Here is a 17,420-nt window from a genome sequence, read left to right on the forward strand (position 1 = left end):
ACGGTGGAGGTGAGCCGATGACCCGCGGTACGCGCGGCGTGTTCCGGACGAAGACGGTCGAGCAGTCCATCCAGGACACCGAAGAACCGGAACACGCGCTCAAGAAGTCCCTCACCGCACTCGACCTCACGGTCTTCGGTGTCGGTGTCGTCATCGGCACCGGCATCTTCGTGCTCACCGGAAAGGTCGCCAAGCAGAACGCCGGGCCCGCCGTGGCGCTGGCCTTCGTCCTCGCCGGCGTCGTGTGCGGGCTCGCGGCCCTGTGCTACGCGGAGTTCGCCTCCACCGTCCCGGTCGCCGGGTCCGCGTACACCTTCTCGTACGCCACGCTCGGCGAACTGCCCGCCTGGATCATCGGCTGGGACCTGATCCTGGAGCTGGCGCTGGGCTGCGCCGTGGTCGCCGTCGGCTGGTCCGGCTACATCCGGTCGCTGCTGGACAACGCCGGCTGGCACCTGCCGGCCGAGCTCAGCGGCCCGCACGGCGGCACGTTCGGCTTCGACATCCTCGCCTGTGCGCTGGTCCTGCTGCTGACGGTCGTCCTCGTCGCGGGAATAAAGCTTTCCTCGCGGGTGACCGCGGTGGTGGTCGCGGTGAAGGTCACCGTCGTCCTCATCGTCATCGTCGTGGGCGCCTTCCTGATCAACGGCGACAACTACAAGCCGTTCATCCCGCCCGCCCAGGGCACCTCCGGCAACAACGGGCTCGCCGCACCGCTCTCGCAGCTGATGTTCGGCTTCACCCCGTCGAACTTCGGCGTCATGGGCATCTTCTCGGCCGCCGCCGTCGTCTTCTTCGCCTTCATCGGCTTCGACATCGTCGCCACCGCCGCCGAGGAGACCCGCAACCCGCAGCACGACGTCCCCCGCGGCATCCTCGGCTCGCTCGCCATCTGCACCGCGCTGTACGTGGGCGTCTCCATCGTCGTCACCGGCATGGAGAAGTACAGCCGGCTCTCGACGGAGGCGCCGCTCGCCGACGCGTTCAAGAGCCGGGGGCACCCCTTCTGGGCCGGTCTGATCAGCTTCGGCGCCGCGGTCGGCCTGACCACCGTCTGCATGATCCTGCTGCTCGGCCAGAGCCGGGTGTTCTTCGCCATGAGCCGCGACGGGCTGCTGCCGCGCTTCTTCTCGACGGTCCATCCCCGCTTCGGCACCCCCTACCGTTCGACGGTCCTGCTGGGCGTGGTCGTGGCGGTGGTGGCGGGGTTCACCTCGATCGACGTCCTGGCCGAACTGGTCAACATCGGCACGCTGTTCGCCTTCGTCGTCGTCGCGCTCGGCGTGATCATCCTGCGCCGCCGACGGCCCGACCTGCCGCGGGCCTTCCGCACCCCGTTCGTCCCGGCCGTGCCGGTGCTGTCGGTGACGGCGTCGGTGTGGCTGATGCTCAACCTGCCCGCGGAGACGTGGCTGCGGTTCGCGGCGTGGATGGTGCTGGGCGTGGCGGTGTACTTCGCGTACGGGCACCGGCACAGCCGGGTGGGCGGGGGCGCTCCTTAGGGGGCGCTCAGCCCCGCACTGCGCGCGGCCCCACAACCTCTGCGCCGAGTGCCCGCACCCGGCCCCGCAGCTCCCGGTCCGCAGTGACCACGATGCACCGCCGCCCGGGCGCCCGGGCGGCGACGATCTCCACGATCCGGTCGTCGCCGCTGCCCGCGGCGGCGACGACCCGCACCCCCGGCACCGGGCCGACGCCCCGTGCCGCCCCCTCCACCACGAGGACGATCTCCAGCGGCCCGGTCGGCGGCTGCACGGCCCCGCCCGGCAGCCCGTCCGCCGCGTACGCGGCAAGCCCGTCGCGCAGTCGTCCGGCGGCACCGGCGCGGTCGCGCCACCAGCCGTCGGGCACGGAGCCGACGACATTCGCCGCATCCACGACGAGAAGTGCTGTGTGATCGTTCACGGGCCGGTCCTCCACGCCGGACAGCCTTGCACGCCCGACGGTCCGCCGGGCGTGCAATGTTAGGGTCGGGCGTCGGTAAAGCCGACGAACTCCCCCACGAGAGAGGCTGGCAGCGAGTCATGGCAGTGCGGACGGCCGCCCACACCACCGGCTGGTTGCTGAGGGGCAAGGACGGCCGGCTGACGGCCTACGCCCCGGCCCAGGACGGCGTCACGCGCTGGACCGAGACCCGCCCCGGCTGGACCGGCCCCCAGCACCTGGCCATGCCCGGCCTGGAGCCCTGCCTGTCCATAGCGCAGACCCCCGAGGGGTACGTGTACCTGGCCGGCCTGCGCCGCCGGGCGCACGAGGACGGCCGGGCCGAGACGGACGTCGTCTACACCACCCAGTTCCAGCCCGGCCGCGCCGTCACCAACTGGCGCACGCTCGGCACTCCGTACGGCAGGGACTGGGAGCGCGCGGACCGGATCGGCGCCCCCACCGCGGTCGTGGACGCCGAGGGTCTCTTCCTCGTCCTGCGCAACGCGGGCAACGGGCTGAGCGCGCGCAAGCAGGACGCCAAGGGCATCTGGGGCCCGTGGCTGGACCTGGGGGGCAGCCGGGTGCTCGACCCGGTGTCCGCCGCGGCGACCGCCGAGGGCCGGGCGGAACTGCTCGCCCCCGCGAACGAGGTCGTCCTGCGCTGGCGCCAGGAGGAGCCCGGCGGCGAGTTCGTCCGCACCCTCAACACCCCCGCGAAGCCGCTGCCCGGCTCGCTGGCGTCCGTGTCCCTCGGCGACGGGCGCATCGCGCACTTCTGGCGGGACGCGACGGATTCCGCGCTGCTGGTGCAGCACCCCGAGGCCGGGCAGGAAGGCGCGGAGGCCCCTGCGCCGCTTCCCCTCGCCTCGCCGGATCCCGGCGGTTCGGGTCCGGTGGTCGCGCTGCGCGCGACGGTGGACGGGGGTGCCTGCACCGTCATGGCGCAGCGCGCCGCGTCGGGGCGGGCGGCCGTGGCCGTCGTGCCGGACGGCCAGGACGACCCGGCCCGGGTGTCGTGGTCGGAGCCGGGCACCGAACCGTGCTCGGGCGTCCCGGCGCTCGCCCTCGACGGTGACGACCGTGTCGTGCTGGCCTTCGTCGCGGAGGACGGCGGGCTGCGGGTGGCGCGTCAGCGCACCGTCGGCGCGGAGCTGGAGTTCGGGGAGTGGGAGCGGGCCTGAGCGGCCCGCAGGACGCGAAGTCGCGCCGCGCCCCTTCAGTCCGCGGTGACCACCGTGAACGAGGCGCGGTAGAGCGCGTGGTCGGACTCGGCGAACTTCTCGATGTCCGCGCGGGGTCCGGTGAAGTGCCTGCGATCCGCGAAAATGTAGTCGATCTTCTGTCCCCCGGGGACCGTGCCCCGGTCCCCCTCGTCGGCCTCGACGAACCGTCCCGGCGGGTCCGGCGTGCCATGGGCAGCGTGCGGGCCGCCATAGAGGTTCGCCATGGCGGGGGAGTCCGGCCGTAGGTTCATGTCGCCCGCGATGACGAGCGGGACGTCCGGCGGGAAGAGCGACGGGTCGTCCGTCCACTGCCGGATCTCGCGCATCTGCTCGGGCGCCTTCCCATTGGCGTGTGCCGTACAGGCTTTGAGCGGCCGCCCGGCGAACGAGGTGCCGGCGCACAGCAGCCCCCGCGCGACGTTCACGGTGCGGCCGCCGTTGGTGTAGGTCTCGTCGCCGGTGTTCCGGAAGGCGTGGTACTCCTGCCTTCCGGTCTGCACCTCCTGCCGGCTGAGGACGGCGGATCCGTAGCGCTGGTCCCTCCCGCAGTTGACGACGTTGTCCTGCGACGAGGCGTAGGTGCCGTCCATCGCGTAGCCGGCTGCCCGCAACTGCCTTCTGAGGGCCGCGTACTGCGAGTGACAGACCTCGTTGAGGGAGATGACGTCCGGGGCGTGAGCGACGGCATTCTCGACGACCCGGGCGATCGAACTGCCCGGCCCCGAGGCGCCCTTGTTCCCTTCCTTGCCCGAACACCGGTGGGCGGCACCGCAGATGTTGTAGTGCATCACCTTGATCCGCGGGGTCGTGTCCCTCGCCTGCGGGACCGCGCCCGGCGCGAGCATGCCGAGGCAGACGGCCAGGGCGGCGAGGGCCGTCCTGCGGCGGGAGGCTGCGGGGATCGTCCGGCGGGCCTCGGAAGGCATGCCTAGACCACCCGGCCCGGCCCCATCGGGCTGCCCACCGCCGACGAGAGCTGGCGCCGGACGTGCAGCCGGCCGTCCGTGCCGACGGTGGCCGCGACGACCCGGCCCGAGGCGTCGAGGGCCAGGGACGGGGCGTGGGTGAACATCTCGCCCGCCTCGCGCCAACGGGGGCCCGGGATGTTCTTGTCGCGGTCGGGAAGGGACAACGCCAGGCGGCCGCGAGCGCTGCGGTGTGCCAGATAGGCCTCCCGGGCGCCGCGCTCCGGGGCCCAGACCGCGGCGACAGGACCGGTGCCGCCGTGGCCGCCGAGGCCGGCGCCCGCGCCGGGCCAGCGGCCGTCGTCGTGCTGCCGGTAGGCCATGACCTGCTGGGTGTCCGCCTCGCGGTAGTACAGACAGGTGCGCCCGCCGCCCGAGCCGACCGCTGCGATGCCGCCGGTCGCCACCCTGCCGGTGCGCAGCGACTCGTCCCGCAGGAAAGGGCCCGCGAGTTCGGTCTGGTGCCAGCGGTGGACGGACTTCTTCCCGGGAACGTACAGCTCGACGGTGCCCCGGTCGGTGGTGTGGGCGACGCCTCCGTCCTGGACGAAGCCGCCTCCGAGGTCCTCCCACGGTCCCCATCCGCCGTCCTCGGTCTGCCGGCGCATGCTGATGCCCTGGCCGAAGTTGCGCAGGAAGACGTGCAGCCGTCCGGCGCCGTCCGCGGCCACCGCGGGTACCCCCGCCTCGCGCTCCGCACGGGGATCACCGTGGTGCCGGTCGGGGTTCCCCAGCGACTGCCAGCCGGCGAAACCCTTGCCGTCGGGGTCCTGCATGGTGTGCACCAGGTCCACGGCGACGGCCCCCTGCGCGTCGGTCTGCCGGCGCAGGGCCACCAGGTGCGCGGGGGCGCCGGGAGCCCCCGCCACTCTGACGGACGGGCAGAGCCAGCCGTCGCCGAGCAGGAACGGTCCCTTCCACTCACCGGTGGCGGGGCCGGTCTCCGACCAGAAGGCCAGCCTTCCGCCCAGGACCGCATAGGCGTTGAGCCGCCCGCCGGGCCCCATGCGCAGCCAGTCGGTGCCGGGCGTGTAGCGGTGGGCGGTGCTCATCATGTGGGTGCTGCGGTACGGGTCGGTGCCCAACTGCCGGTCGCCGCACCGCTCGCAGGTGCCCTGCGGGCAGTCGGTGGCGTCGAGGCCCGCGTACGTGGCGAGGTACTCGGCCTTCTCGGCGGCTGCCGAGGGGTCCAGGTTGTAGGGCCAGAACCTGTTGGCATAGGCGCGGTAGTGCTCGACGACGGGTGCCCGGTCCGCGCCCTCCCGGTGGCGGGCCAGTGCGGCCAGGGTGAACTCCGCGGTGACCGTGTGGTCCTGGTGGTCGGAGGTCACGAACCCGGGCTTGCCGCCGTCGTGTTCGGGGTCGGGATCCATGGTGCGGACGACGGTGGGCCGGGCGTCGGCGAGCAGCGCGGCGAGCGTGCCGATGAGTTGCTCGCGCGAAACGCTCTGGGCGGCCCCGACAGCGGAGCCGGGCAGGACCAGCGTGGGCTGGGCGGCCGTGGTTCCCTCCCACAGGTCGCCCAGCCGGGCGCGCTCGCCGTGGGGTGTGGGTGCCGACATGCACACGTTCAGGAAGAACATCCGGACGTTCTCCCGCGCCGCCAGGGTGAAGCACTCCACCGCGAAGCCGGGCACGGGCTCCACGGCGGACCGGTGCCAGGGGGCGGAGCGGTCGCCGGTGGTCATCCGGGCGTAGGCGGAGCGCAGTCCGCACCCGCGGGCGCTGCTGTACCCGGGGCGGTCCGGCGGTACCGCCGTCCGCTTCGGGTCGCCGGTGTCGGCATTGATCCCGTCGGCCTCGCCCGCGGTCACCACGATCGTGGTGACGCGGTCGCCGTCCTGGAGCGAGCGCACCAGGTCGGGGTTCATGAAGTAGAGGTCGTCGTCGTGGTGGGCGATCACGTGGACGACGGAGCTGGGTTCGGTCCTCATCGTTCCTCGGTGTTCTGTGAAGGGAGGTGGGGACGGCTCACCGGTCCACCACGTTCATCGCCATCGCGCCCGATGCCGAGCAGTACGCCCGCACCCGTACCGGACGCCCCGGGTGCGCGGACACGAAACGCGGGTCCTCCTCCGGGGCCACCGGGACGGCCGGGTACACGTAGGCGCCCTTCACGTCCAGGAAGTCCTCCAGGAGATGACAGATGCGCACCTTGCGGCGGTCGGCCGGGTCGGGCTGGAGCCACCAGTCCCAGTCCTCCCAGCGCTCCAGGCGGGCGTCGACGACCTGCCGCACCGGGACCTGCGCCCGGAAGGCGCGGTTGCCGAAGACGTGGACCGGCACGGCGACGTCCGCGGCGTGCGTACCGCGGCGGCTCAGCACGAAGCGGGCGCCGGGGAGCAGGGACCGGCTGCCGCAGAGGACGCCGGAGACGGTGATGGTGTCGTGCCCGATGCCGACCTCCGTGGCCTCTGCGTGCAGGGCGCGGTGGACCGTGCGCAGCATGAGGCGGCCGTTGGGCTGCGCGTAGGGGAGGTTCCACAGGACGGTGGGACCGTCGGGTGCGGCGAGGAGCCGGTGGCGGACGTCGATCAGGGCGGCCGTGTCGCGGATGCCGGCCTTCATATGGACGGTCTCGGAGTTGGCGGACTCCATCATCACCCGCCAGCGGCCGTCGCCGAGCTGCTCGAGCGCCGAGGGGGTGACGGCCGCCGAGTAGTGGGTGGCTCCGGAGGGCAGGGGCTTGCGGACGGTGCGCAGGGGCAGGTCGGGCAGCCGCTCGCCCCCGGAGGGGCTGTGCCGCAGCAGGAAGCGGCGCCGGTGCTTGCCGTCGGCCGGGCCCTCGGCGGAGAACCGGAGCCAGCCCGAGGGGTCGGCCGTGGTGTGGACGACGGTCCGGTGGACGGCCGTGGGCGCGGTGCCCCGGCCCGCGCCGCGTGCCCGCGACTTCCCGGACGGGCCGTGGTACTTGCGGTCGTGGGCGGCGCGCCGCTCGGCGGCGTCCTCGAAGAGGGCGACGTAGCGCCGGGCCACCGCCCCGGGGTCGTAACGCTCAGAGTTGCGCAGGGCCGCCTCGCCCATGGCCACGCGCAGGGCGTCGTCGCCCATCAGCCGGCGCAGGCCCGCCGCGACGGCGTCGGTGTCGCCGTTGGGCACGAGGAGGCCGTCCTCGCCGTGGCGCAGGATCTCCCGCGGCCCGACCGGGCAGTCCGTGGCGACCACGGGCAGCCCGCAGCGCATGGCCTCGACCAGGGTCATGCCGAAGGACTCGGCGCTGGAGGTGACGGCGGCGATGGAGCCCTTGGCCCACTCCGACTCGATCGGGGCGAAGCCGCCCATCAGCAACGCGCGTCCGGTGAGCCCGAGTTCGGTGACGAGGCCGCGCAGCTTCGCGGCCTCCGAGCCGTCGCCGTAGATGCGCAGCTGCCAGCCGGGGAACTCGTCGGCGACCTGTCCGAAGGCGCGGATGAGCAGGTCGTAGCGCTTGACGTGGTGCATCCGGCCGGCGCTGACGATCACCTTGTGGGTGCAGTCGGAGGGCGCGACGACCGGCTGCGGGACGCTGTTGGGGATGCCGGTCACCGGCAGTCCGTCGATCGGGGTGTTCTCCCTGAAGGAACGGGCGTCGGCCTCGGTGACGGTCGTGACGGCGTCGAGCCGCGGGTAGACCCGGGCCATCTCCGCCCGTACGGCCGGGGGGATCGCCAGGTGCGTCATGTGCTCCTGGGCGATGCGCAGGGCCGAGTCCCGGGTGAAGCGGGCCACGAAGAGGTTCAGACTGGGGCGGGTGCCGATGACGACGTCCGCGTCCGTCTTTTGCAGGTGGTTGATGATGCGCTCGTCGCTCAGCCTGCTGTACTGCGCGAAGAACTCCTCCTGCCGCGGCACGACGTCGCTGGGCTCGTCCAGGCCGTCCGTGCCCCGGTCGGCACCGGCCCGGCCGGGCCGCAGGTCCACCAGGGAGTGCACGGTCACCAGCGGGGAGATCTCGAACTTGGGCGCGCCGGTCCGGCGGAACACCGAGACGATCTCGACGTCGTGCTCGTGGGAGAGGGCCTCGGCGAGGTTGATGACAGTGCGGTTGGTGCCGCCGATGCCGTAGATGTTGTTGATCAGGAACGAGATCTTCACCGGGCCACCTCTCCTTCCGGGGAACGCCCCTGGGCGCGTCCCGTTCGCTCGAACGGGCTGGGTATCGGGTAGTAGGCGTCGAGGAAGCGCCGGAGCATCCGGGTCTGCCGCTCGGTGTCCACGCCGTCGGAGACGGTGTCGTTGATGCAGAACGCCTGCCGGTCGCGGCCGGCGAGCAGAATGCCGAGGCGGCGCTCGATCTCCGGTTTCGCCAGGTCCAGATATGCGAATTCGATCTGCGAGGGAACGGCCCGCCCGGTGAAGTACGCGTAATAGTGGTACAGGGACGACGGGATGGAGATGTCGGTCGGGCTACGGAACCTGCTGAACGAGGTCCTGCGGTGTGCCTCGGCGAACTCCCGCTCGATCTCGAACAGCACACTGCGGCGCATCGCGTAGGGTGCGTGACGCATTTTCTGCACAATCATCGAGTCGAAGTTCTCCGAGATGATCCGGCGGTTGTTCTTGCCCGCCGCGTCCACCGGCCGGTCGCCGAGGGAGAGTTCCCACTGGGGGACCTGGGAGGGGGACAGGAAGACCCGGGTCATCCCGTTGGACAGGAAGAAGTCCTGGGGCGTGACCGGGCGTCCGAGGAACATGTCGTCGTTGAAGTACAGGAAGTGCTCGGCCAGTCCGTCGATGTGGTGCAGCCGGCTCTCGATGGCGTGTGAATTGAACGTGGGCAGCGCCCGGGGGTCGTCGAATATCTCCGTGTGGTCGACCACCGTGATCCGCGGGTGCCGGTCGTCCAGCCAGGCCGGCCGCTGCCGGTCGGTCACCAGGAAGATGCGGCGCACCCAGGGGGCGTGCTGCTCCAACGCCCTCAGGGAGTAGCGGAGTTCGTCCCGGCTGATGTAGCGGGCGGGGTTCGCCGACTCCGTGTGGTAGCCGCCCTCGCCGTGTTCCCGGCGGCGCCGCTGCCACTGCGGGTCGTTGCCGTCGACCCAGGTGTAGACGACGTCGACAGGGAAACGGACGTCCTCCGGAAGCGGGGCCGCACAGGGAGCGATGGTGTGAACGAGCCGGGTGCGCCGGGTGTGCCGGGCTGCGAAGCCCGTCATCCGGTGCAGGGGTACCGTCACCCGGGGTGCGTCGGCCGCCACGTCCTCGGTGACCCGGTTCGGGCGCGGGGCCACGAGACGGCCGCCCTCGGCGCGCCAGAACTCCACGTCGCAGCCGTACTCCAGGCCCAGCACCAGCGAGCCGCCCGGGTCGCGCCACAGCATGCCGACGCGGACGACGGACGCCGTGGCACAGATCCGCCGGCCCCGCCGTGATCCGCTCAGGGCCGGGCGTGCGGCCGCCTGGTCGCCGGGGGCGACGTAGACCGGCAAGTCCCGCACCACCTCGGCCAGCGCCCGGCACACCCGTTCGCGGTCGGCAGCGGGCACGGCCACGGTGGCCCGGAACTCCGAAGTGCCGCGCACCGCGAAGTGGTCGACGCCCGCCCGGTCCAGGGCGGAGACGACGAGTTCGAGACTGGCCTCGCGCAGGCCGAGCGGGGAGGCCGTCGGCCGCACCAGGGCGATCAGCGTCCCCTGCCCGACGAGCGCGGCGAGCCGCTCGCCGCCCGTGAACAGGTGCGGCCAGCGCCGTCGCGCGGACAGGGCACGCAGCGCACGCAGCAGACCGGTGCCCGACTGGGCACGCCGGAGCAGCCGCTTGGCCCTCATGCGCAGGCCCATCGGCACCCGGCGCGCGATGCGGCGCCGCAACGCGGCGGGCAGCAGGGCGCGGTAGAGACCGACGGCGGACGAGGCCTCGGGGTTGTGTGCGGTCACTGCGGGGGGTCCCCCTCGGGGCCGTGCTCGTACGGGCTCGGCACGGGGAAGTAGCGGGGCAGGAAGGCCAGGACGGCCTCGGTGCCGCCGTTCTCCCACGCCTGGCCGGTGCCCAGCCCGAAGAAGTGGAACTGCTGTGCGTCCCGGCGCACCAGCAGCCGTTGCAGCCACTGCCCGACGCCGGGCAGGGCCGCGTGCAGCGCGAGGGTCGCCTCTCCCGAGGGCTCCGCCCGCCCGCCGCAGTGGGCGGTGTGGTGGACGAGCCCGTCCAGCGGGTGGGTGTCCGCCAGTTCGGGCAGGTACTGGCCCTGGGGCAGGTACCCGTTCGGATCGTGGGCCTGGGCGACCGACTGCAGCGCGACGCGCGTGTACGGCTGCGGGCCGTCGGCGAAGCCGTGGGACACGGCGCGTCCGGACAGGGCGCGGGCGCGGTCGGTCCAGGGCGCGGCGGAGTCCCGGGCGGTCAGCGGCCGGCGCCGTGGGCGGGTGCTGCCGTGCGGGGTGAAGAAGTCGAACGGCCGGACCGGCCGGGCCAGTGCCGCGCCGGGCCGGAAGAGCAGGAACTGTTCGGCCAGCTCGGGCAGTTCGTGCAGCCGGAACTCCGCGTCCGGCCCGGCCACCGTCGTGCTGATGCGGTCCTCGATGCGTACCCAGGCCGGGATGGGCGCCTGTGCGACCAGGTGCACCATGTCGATCCAGGGCGCGTATTGGTGCAGCGAGCGCAGCGCTGCACGCAGCAGCTCCTCGGCCCAGGGCTCGTCGTGCTGCCACAGCACCACGGCGTCCACGGGGAAGAGGATCTCCTCCAGGCGCGGGACCTCGAAGTCGGCGTGGGTGACACTGACGTCCTCCTCCGTCCCGAGGTCGGCGTACCCGGTGAGCCTGTCGAGGGGGACCTCCACCGGGTCGATCTCCACCGGCGCCACACGCTGTACGCGATTGGGCCGCGGGCCGACCAGGCGGGGTGCGGCGAGGGCCTTGTCGACGGTCCAGAACTCGATCTCGACGCCCTGGTCCTCGCCGCACCACAGCGACTCGGTCGGGTCGGTCCGCAGCCACGTCACGCGGATCACGCGCGCCTTGCCGTAGTGCTTCCACGCCTTGACGTGCGAGCCCGGCGTCTGTGCGGTGGAGGCGTTCGCCGGGGACACGGACACGACGTACCCGGTGTGCTCCTCCAACAGGGCGCGCAGCACCCGCCGTACGGCGGGCTTGTGCTCCCGGGGCACGGCCACGGCCAGCCGGCGGTCGTCGAGGGCGGGCACCGTGAACCAGGGAATCCGGGCGGTGTCCAGCGCGGCGGTGACCAGTTCGTGGTCCAGCCTGCGCGCCAGGTCGGCCGTCAGGCCGCGGTGCACGTGCCCGACCCGGCCGTCGGCGGCGGCTGCGCGGCGCTCCGGCAGGGTTCCGGGTCCGGACTCGCGTACCTGCTTCAGGGCGCGCCGGTGTTTGCGCGACTCCCGCTCGGCGAGCGTGCGCGCCAGCTTGCGCTGGACCCCGCGGCGGACGCGGGGCGGCAGCCGGTGGGCCGCCACGGAACGCACGGGCAGCGGTACGTACTTGCGGTAGACGTGGGCGGCGGAGCTCATCGACGCCTTGTCGGTCATGCGGGCGCTCCGTCCGGGTACTCGTAGGGGCTGGGGGTGGGGAAGTAGGAGTTGAGGAAGCCGTCGAGGAGTTCCTGCTGGGCCTCCAGATCCTCCGGCGTGGAGAAGGCGTCGTTGAGGCAGAAGGTGTCCTGGTCGCGCCCGTCGAGCAGCCGCTGGAGGCGGTCGGCCAGGTCCGGCACGGCCAGTTGGAGGTAGGTGAAGGGCATGGAGCCGGGCAGCGCGCGGCCGCTGAGGGCCGCGTAGTAGAGGGCGAACGAGGAGGTGGGCGACAGATCGGTCATCGCACGGAAGCGGCTGGCCGACGTACGGGCCCAGGCCTCGGGGAATTCCGCCTCCGCCTCCTCCATGGCGCTGCGGCGCAGGGCGTAGGGGATGTGCTCCATGGGCTGGGTGATCACCCGGCCGAAGCGCTCGTACAGCAGGGCGCGGTTGTTCTTGCAGGCGGCGTCGACGGGGCTGTCCGTCTCCGCCACCGGGCCCTGCGGGATGCGGTTGCGGGAGGGGAAGTAGCGGGCCGTGCCGGTGGGGGTGAAGAACGACTGGGGGGCCACGGGGCGGCCGATGAACATGTCGTCGTTGAAGTAGAGGAAGTGCTCGGCCAGTCCGTCGATGTGGTGGAGCTGGCTCTCGATGGAGTGCGAGTTGAACGTGGGAAGGTCGGCCGGGTTGCGGAAGATCTCGCGGTGGCTGACGACCCGGATGCCGGGGACGTCCTGGCGCAGCCACACCGGCACCTGGTCGTCGGTGACGACGTAGATGTTGCGGATCCAGGGCGCGAACAGGTGCAGGGAGCGGATGGAGTAGCGCAGTTCGTCGCGGCTGATGAACCGGGCGTCGCTGGCCGATTCGGCGTGGTACACCTCGCCCTTGGCGGAGGCCTTGCGCTCCTTCCACGCAGGGTCGTTGCCGTCGACCCAGGTGTAGACGGCGTCCACGGGGAAGTCGACGTCCTCGGCCGTGAGCACCAGGAACTCGGGCCGGGTCGGGAGGGCGGGCGCGTCGTGGGCCGGGGTGCTGTGCGAGACGAAACGGCTGAACAGCGGTGCCGCGCCGGGGACGTTGCCGCCGTGGGCCGAGACCGACCAGGTGACCCGGTTGGCGCGGGGCGCGGTGAGCCGGTCGCCCTGGAGGCTCCAGAACTCGACGGTGCAGCCGTACTCGTGGCCCATGACCAGGTGCCCGCCGGGGTCGGTCCGGTACCAGCTCAGCTGGATGCCCGGCGCGGTCCGCACGTCGCGCCATGCCTTGGGGTCCCGGCTGGACCGGGGACGAGCCGCCCGGACGGGGCGGTCCTCCAGCACGGTGATGTGGCCCGGGTACTGCGACAGGTAGCGGAACATCCCGCCGAGCACGCGCTCGCGCTCGTGCTCGGGCACGCCGATCACCGTGCCGTGGTCGGAGGTGCCGCGTACCGCGAAGTGCGGTACGCCGAGGTGGCCGAGCACCCCGGCCACGGCGGCCCGGTTGGCCTCGCGCGCGGCCAGCGGGGTCGCCAGGGGGTGGACGTACGCCTCGTCCCGGGCATCGCCGACGTGGATCGTCGCCGATGGTGCGGCGGCACGTGCGCCGGCGGCGGCGTGGTGACCGCCGTCCGCACCTGCCCGTGTCGCATAGCCAGGCATGGTGGTCATGCTGTGCCTCCCTACGGCACGATACGTAGTGAAAATCAACTGAGTTGAACTCAAAAAGATGATTTTTCGGACCTGTGGCAGGTCGTGCCGGGCCCGGGGACATGCGCCGCATGCCCCTGCCCGACGCAGCCCCCGCCGAGTCGGCTCCCCCCTCTTGGCTCAGACGGTCGTCCATTCGCCGAGCAACAGCCCTTGGGCATCCGGGACCTGGCGGGCCACCTGGAGCCGGCCGTCGAGTCCCAGTGAGGCCACCACGAGCCGGTCGTGGGCGTCGGCCGCGGCGCCCGGTTCGCGCACCCCCGGCCCGCCGGTGCGCTGCCACCACAGGTCGGGTGACTCGTAGCCGGTGGGGAAGGCGCCGATCGCCGTGTCCCCCTCGGCCGAGCGCTGGAGCAGAACCGTGCAGTCGTAGCCGTCGATCGCCGCCTGGACGGCCGTGACGCCCTGGCCGCCCGACCCGCCGAGCGAGCCGGCGGCACCGTCGGTCCGGACGGCACCGAGCGTGCCGTCGTGTGCCGCACAGCCGTAGACGGTGGTCCCGCCCGGCGCCGTGCGCAGTGCGGCGAGCGCCGAGCCGGGCTCCGCCGGCAGCGGCAGCAGCCGCGAGGCCTGCTGCAACGCGCCGCCGTCCGGGCCGTGTTGCCAGTGCAGCACTCCGGCGGGGGCCGCACCGAACAGCTCGGGGCGGCCGTCGTCGTCGAGCACCGCGGCCAGTCCGTCCCGGACGCCGGACCCCTGGAGGTCCCGCCACGGGCCCCAGACACCGTTCGGCTGCTGGCTGCGCGCGCTCACGCCACGCCCGAAGTTGCGGGCGAAGACGTGGGCGCAGCCGCTCCGGTCCACCACGACGGCCGGCACGCCGGCCTCGCGCCCCTTGACGGGATGCGTGCCGTTGGGGTTGCCGAGCGAACGCCAGGCCCCGGCAGGGCGGCCCGTCTGGTACTGCACGGCGTGCATCACCTCGACCGGTGCCCGGCCGGAGTCCTCCGGTGCACGCCGCAGCGACACCAAGTGGACCCAGCCTTCGGGGCTTTGGGCCACGGAGAGCACCGGGAGCAGCGGGGGCGAGGGGATCGCCGCGCGACTGCTCCACTCCGGGCCGCCGGGGGAGGTCTCGGTCCAGCGGACGAGCCCGCCGCCGAGCGCGGCGTACGCGGTCAGCCGGCCGTCCCTGCCGCGCGTCAGCCACACGCGGCGGCCCGGGTACCGGACGACGGCGGCACGAGGTGCGGCGCCGTCCTCGCAGCTCCCCGTGGCCCGGAAGCACTCCACGACGAGTGCGCCGCCCGCGCCGTGCGCCGCGTGCCGGTGCACGGCCCGGAGCACGGCCCGGGCCACGGCGCCGTGTTCGGGGTGGTCGGCGTACCGGGCGCCGCTCTCGTCGCTCCAGCCGGTGTGCTCGGGATCGGGGTCGAGGGTGAGGACGGTGCCGGGGGCGAAGCGCTCCAGCAGGTGTGCGGCGCACTCCGTCAGGTCGGTGGGTTCCGGTCCCGCCTCCAGGAAGCAGACCTGGATGTGCGGGGCGGAGCCGAAGGCGTGCACCCGCAGAGTGGGGCCACCGGGGAGCTCCTCGGTGTGCTCGTGCCAGGCCCCGTCGCCACCCAGCGCGCCGAGCAGGGCCCGGCGCCCCTGCGCGGCGCCGGGTGCCAGGCAGGCGACGACGACGGGGCGCCCGTACTCCCGGAGGCTGCGCCGCAGTTCGGGGCCGGTGGCGGTCAGGGCGTCGCCGGGGTGGGCGACCAGATGGAGAACGGCCGGGAGTGCGCTGGAGGGCCGGGTGTGCGGCGCACGGCTCGCACTCTCCCCGGTGCCGGTGCTGCGCCGCCCCCGTCGCGTCGCGCGCCGCTCATCTCTCGCGCTGGCGCGTCCCATCGATACTCCCAGTCCCCCGTGTCATAAGACCTTCACATTACACTCGCTTTGCCTACACATTAGTGCAGGCGTTCAAGGAAATTTTCGTGGTATGGGCGATGAGGGGATCCGCTGTGCTTGGAATCCCCCAGTCCATTTCAAGGGGCACGCAACTGATGACCGATCTCACAGCCGATTCGCCGCAGAGTGGTGGAGCGGGCCGCGGAAAAGGCACCCGAGCGGGCCGGAAAGGCCGCCGCCGTGCCCGGAAGAGGAGCGTCCGCAAGATCGTGCTCTGGGCGCTCCTGGCAGTGATTCCGGTCACCGGCGCCGGCGGTTGGTGGGTCTATCACCGATTCGAATCCAACCTGCACAGCGTCGACTTGAACGAAGCGCTGGGCAAGGACCGCCCGCAGAAGATATCGGGCAGCGCGATGGATATCCTGGTCCTCGGCTCGGATTCGCGGTCCGGGGCCAATGCGGGCCTCGCGGGCGGGGATACGGGCGGAACGGCGCGTTCCGACACGGCCATGGTGCTGCACGTCCCCGGCGACCGCACCCGGGCCACCGCGGTGAGCATTCCGCGCGACACTCTGGTCACGCGGCCCGAGTGCCGCAGGCCCGACGGCTCGACGCTGGCGTCCGCGCAGCGCGTGATGTTCAACTCCGTCTACACGGCGGCCGGTCCGGCCTGCGTGGTCAAGACGGTGGAGCAGATGTCCGGCGTGCGGCTGGACCACTATGTCGAGCTGGACTTCGCCGGGTTCAAGGATCTCGTCGATGCGCTGGGCGGGGTGACGGTCACCACCGACCGGGCCATCGACGACGCGTCGAGCGGGCTGCACCTCCCGGCGGGGGAGCACCGTCTGGACGGTGCGCAGGCGCTGGCGTTCGTCCGGACCCGGCACGGCATCGGCGACGGCAGCGACCTGGGGCGCATCGGGCTCCAGCAGCAGTTCCTGATCGCGGTGCTGGCGGAGGTCAAGCGGCAGGACGCGCTCGGCAGCCCGGCCAAGCTCTACCGGCTCGCCGACGCTGCCACCAAGTCCCTGACCACGGACACCGGCCTGGCGTCGCTCTCGTCGCTCTCGGGCTTCGCCCGCAGCATGAAGCGCGTCGACCCGGGCCGGATGGCCACCGTCATGCTCCCCGTGGTGCCCGACCGCGAGGACCCCAACCGGGTCGTGGCCGACGAGCCCGCAGCCGGAAGGCTGTGGTCCGCCGTACGGGAGGACAAGGGCATAACTGCCGCATCACCAGCAAAAGGTGCGGTTGGTAAAAACGTTGCAGGCTCCATAAAGTAATGGTCAAGTCGCCCTCGCCGGGCGGCGCACGAGAGAGGAGCGGCCGTCCGGCCGTGCACCGTATGCAGTCACCCGCCACCGAGACCGTGGTCAAGGCCGTCATCCCCGCAGCAGGCCTCGGCACCCGCTTCCTGCCGGCCACCAAGGCGACGCCCAAGGAGATGCTGCCGCTGGTCGACAAGCCGGCCATCCAGTACGTCGTGGAGGAAGCGGCCGCCGCCGGGCTCGACGACGTACTGATGATCACCGGCCGCAACAAGCGGGCCCTGGAGGACCACTTCGACCGGGCCCACGAGCTGGAGAGCGTGCTGGAGGGCAAGGGCGATCTCGAACGCCTCGCCCTGGTACGGCAGTCCAGCACCCTGGCCACCGTGCACTACGCCCGCCAGGGCGACCCGATGGGCCTGGGCCACGCCGTGCTCTGCGCGGAGGCCCACGTCGGGGACAACCCCTTCGCCGTGCTGCTCGGCGACGACCTCATCGACCCCCGCGACCCGCTGCTCTCCCGCATGACCGAGGTGCGCAGGCGGCTGGGCGGCAGCGTCGTCGCCCTCACCGAGGTGCCCGAGGACCGCATCCACCTCTACGGGTGCGCCGAGGTCCGGGCCGTCCCGGGCGACGACGAGGCGCTGCGGGTCACCGGGCTGGTGGAGAAGCCCGCCTCCGGAACGGCCCCCAGCCGGTACGCGGTCATCGGCCGTTACGTCCTGGACCCCGCGGTCTTCGGCGTCCTGCGCACCACCGCACCCGGCCGGGGCGGGGAGATCCAGCTCACCGACGCACTGCACACCCTGGCCACCACCGGGATCGGCGGCCCGGTGCACGGCGTCGTCTTCCGCGGCCGCCGGTACGACACCGGGGACCGCGGCGAGTACCTGCGCGCCACCGTGCGCCTGGCCTGCGAACGGGCCGACCTCGGGCCCGAATTCCGGGCCTGGCTGCGCGAGTTCGCCGCCAACGAGCTGCCGGCGGACTGACCCGGGACGCCCGACGGGGGCGTGCGGGCGGGGTAACCCCCTGCCCGCACGCCCCCGTTCGCGCGACGCTGCGCGTCC

General features: G+C 72.8%; 12 protein-coding genes. 4 read left to right on the plus strand and 8 right to left on the minus strand.

Annotated elements, in window-relative coordinates:
- Window positions 1-17: 17 nt before the first annotated feature.
- A complete protein-coding gene (locus ACLHRZ_RS09905) occupies window positions 18-1,502 on the plus strand; it encodes an amino acid permease (protein ID WP_490417933.1) in 1,485 nt (494 codons plus the stop codon).
- Window positions 1,503-1,509: 7 nt separating this feature from the next.
- Here the strand turns inward: ACLHRZ_RS09905 and ACLHRZ_RS09910 are convergent, their stop codons facing one another.
- Window positions 1,510-1,920 carry an NTP pyrophosphohydrolase gene (locus ACLHRZ_RS09910; protein ID WP_490417934.1) on the minus strand — a complete coding sequence of 137 codons (411 nt, stop codon included), beginning with the start codon at window positions 1,918-1,920 and terminating at the stop codon, window positions 1,510-1,512.
- A gap of 104 nt (window positions 1,921-2,024) precedes the next feature.
- Between ACLHRZ_RS09910 and ACLHRZ_RS09915 the strand changes: the two genes are divergently transcribed.
- Window positions 2,025-3,107 (plus strand): PLL family lectin, encoded by a 1,083-nt coding sequence (locus tag ACLHRZ_RS09915; protein WP_490417935.1) that lies wholly within the window; start codon window positions 2,025-2,027, stop codon window positions 3,105-3,107.
- A gap of 35 nt (window positions 3,108-3,142) precedes the next feature.
- Here ACLHRZ_RS09915 and ACLHRZ_RS09920 read toward each other — a convergent pair whose 3' ends face one another.
- The 7 genes from ACLHRZ_RS09920 to ACLHRZ_RS09950 all read right to left on the minus strand — a co-directional run bounded on the left by ACLHRZ_RS09920 (window position 3,143) and on the right by ACLHRZ_RS09950 (window position 15,082).
- Window positions 3,143-4,075 (minus strand): endonuclease/exonuclease/phosphatase family protein, encoded by a 933-nt coding sequence (locus ACLHRZ_RS09920; protein ID WP_490417936.1) that lies wholly within the window; start codon window positions 4,073-4,075, stop codon window positions 3,143-3,145.
- A gap of 2 nt (window positions 4,076-4,077) precedes the next feature.
- Window positions 4,078-6,048, minus strand: a complete 1,971-nt coding sequence (locus tag ACLHRZ_RS09925) for a PIG-L family deacetylase (RefSeq protein ID WP_490417937.1) — start codon at window positions 6,046-6,048, stop codon at window positions 4,078-4,080.
- A 37-nt stretch (window positions 6,049-6,085) separates the two neighbouring features.
- Window positions 6,086-8,188 carry a glycosyltransferase family 4 protein gene (locus tag ACLHRZ_RS09930; protein ID WP_490417938.1) on the minus strand — a complete coding sequence of 701 codons (2,103 nt, stop codon included), beginning with the start codon at window positions 8,186-8,188 and terminating at the stop codon, window positions 6,086-6,088.
- The gene (locus ACLHRZ_RS09935; protein ID WP_490417939.1) at window positions 8,185-9,969 is read right to left on the minus strand and encodes a stealth conserved region 3 domain-containing protein; all 1,785 of its coding nucleotides are present in this window, start codon (window positions 9,967-9,969) and stop codon (window positions 8,185-8,187) included. Before ACLHRZ_RS09935 ends, ACLHRZ_RS09930 begins: the two co-directional genes overlap by 4 nt.
- On the minus strand, window positions 9,966-11,576 hold the full coding sequence (locus tag ACLHRZ_RS09940) for a sugar phosphotransferase (protein WP_490417940.1): 1,611 nt from the start codon (window positions 11,574-11,576) through the stop codon (window positions 9,966-9,968). Before ACLHRZ_RS09940 ends, ACLHRZ_RS09935 begins: the two co-directional genes overlap by 4 nt.
- Window positions 11,573-13,210, minus strand: coding sequence for a stealth family protein (locus tag ACLHRZ_RS09945; protein WP_490417941.1), 1,638 nt, complete (start codon window positions 13,208-13,210; stop codon window positions 11,573-11,575). The genes ACLHRZ_RS09940 and ACLHRZ_RS09945 overlap by 4 nt, the downstream gene beginning before the upstream one ends.
- Before the next feature lie 159 nt (window positions 13,211-13,369).
- Window positions 13,370-15,082 (minus strand): hypothetical protein, encoded by a 1,713-nt coding sequence (locus ACLHRZ_RS09950; protein ID WP_490417942.1) that lies wholly within the window; start codon window positions 15,080-15,082, stop codon window positions 13,370-13,372.
- A gap of 155 nt (window positions 15,083-15,237) precedes the next feature.
- On the opposite strand from ACLHRZ_RS09950, the gene ACLHRZ_RS09955 reads away from it, so the two are divergent.
- Together ACLHRZ_RS09955 and ACLHRZ_RS09960 are read left to right on the plus strand one after the other, a co-directional pair.
- Window positions 15,238-16,365 (plus strand): LCP family protein, encoded by a 1,128-nt coding sequence (locus tag ACLHRZ_RS09955; RefSeq protein WP_490417943.1) that lies wholly within the window; start codon window positions 15,238-15,240, stop codon window positions 16,363-16,365.
- 62 nt (window positions 16,366-16,427) lie between these two features.
- Entirely contained in the window at window positions 16,428-17,342 is a 915-nt protein-coding gene (locus ACLHRZ_RS09960; protein WP_490418058.1) for a UTP--glucose-1-phosphate uridylyltransferase, read from the plus strand.
- Window positions 17,343-17,420 lie beyond the last annotated feature (78 nt).

This window comes from Streptomyces sp. AM25 (assembly GCF_058146165.1).

Coding starts and splice junctions, on each gene's coding strand:
- ACLHRZ_RS09905 (WP_490417933.1), top strand. CDS start 18: ATGACCCGCGGTACGCGCGGCGTGTTCCGGACGAAGACGGTCGAGCAG.
- ACLHRZ_RS09915 (WP_490417935.1), top strand. CDS start 2,025: ATGGCAGTGCGGACGGCCGCCCACACCACCGGCTGGTTGCTGAGGGGC.
- ACLHRZ_RS09920 (WP_490417936.1), bottom strand. CDS start 4,075: ATGCCTTCCGAGGCCCGCCGGACGATCCCCGCAGCCTCCCGCCGCAGG.
- ACLHRZ_RS09925 (WP_490417937.1), bottom strand. CDS start 6,048: ATGAGGACCGAACCCAGCTCCGTCGTCCACGTGATCGCCCACCACGAC.
- ACLHRZ_RS09940 (WP_490417940.1), bottom strand. CDS start 11,576: ATGACCGACAAGGCGTCGATGAGCTCCGCCGCCCACGTCTACCGCAAG.
- ACLHRZ_RS09945 (WP_490417941.1), bottom strand. CDS start 13,210: ATGACCACCATGCCTGGCTATGCGACACGGGCAGGTGCGGACGGCGGT.
- ACLHRZ_RS09950 (WP_490417942.1), bottom strand. CDS start 15,082: ATGGGACGCGCCAGCGCGAGAGATGAGCGGCGCGCGACGCGACGGGGG.
- ACLHRZ_RS09955 (WP_490417943.1), top strand. CDS start 15,238: ATGACCGATCTCACAGCCGATTCGCCGCAGAGTGGTGGAGCGGGCCGC.
- ACLHRZ_RS09960 (WP_490418058.1), top strand. CDS start 16,428: ATGCAGTCACCCGCCACCGAGACCGTGGTCAAGGCCGTCATCCCCGCA.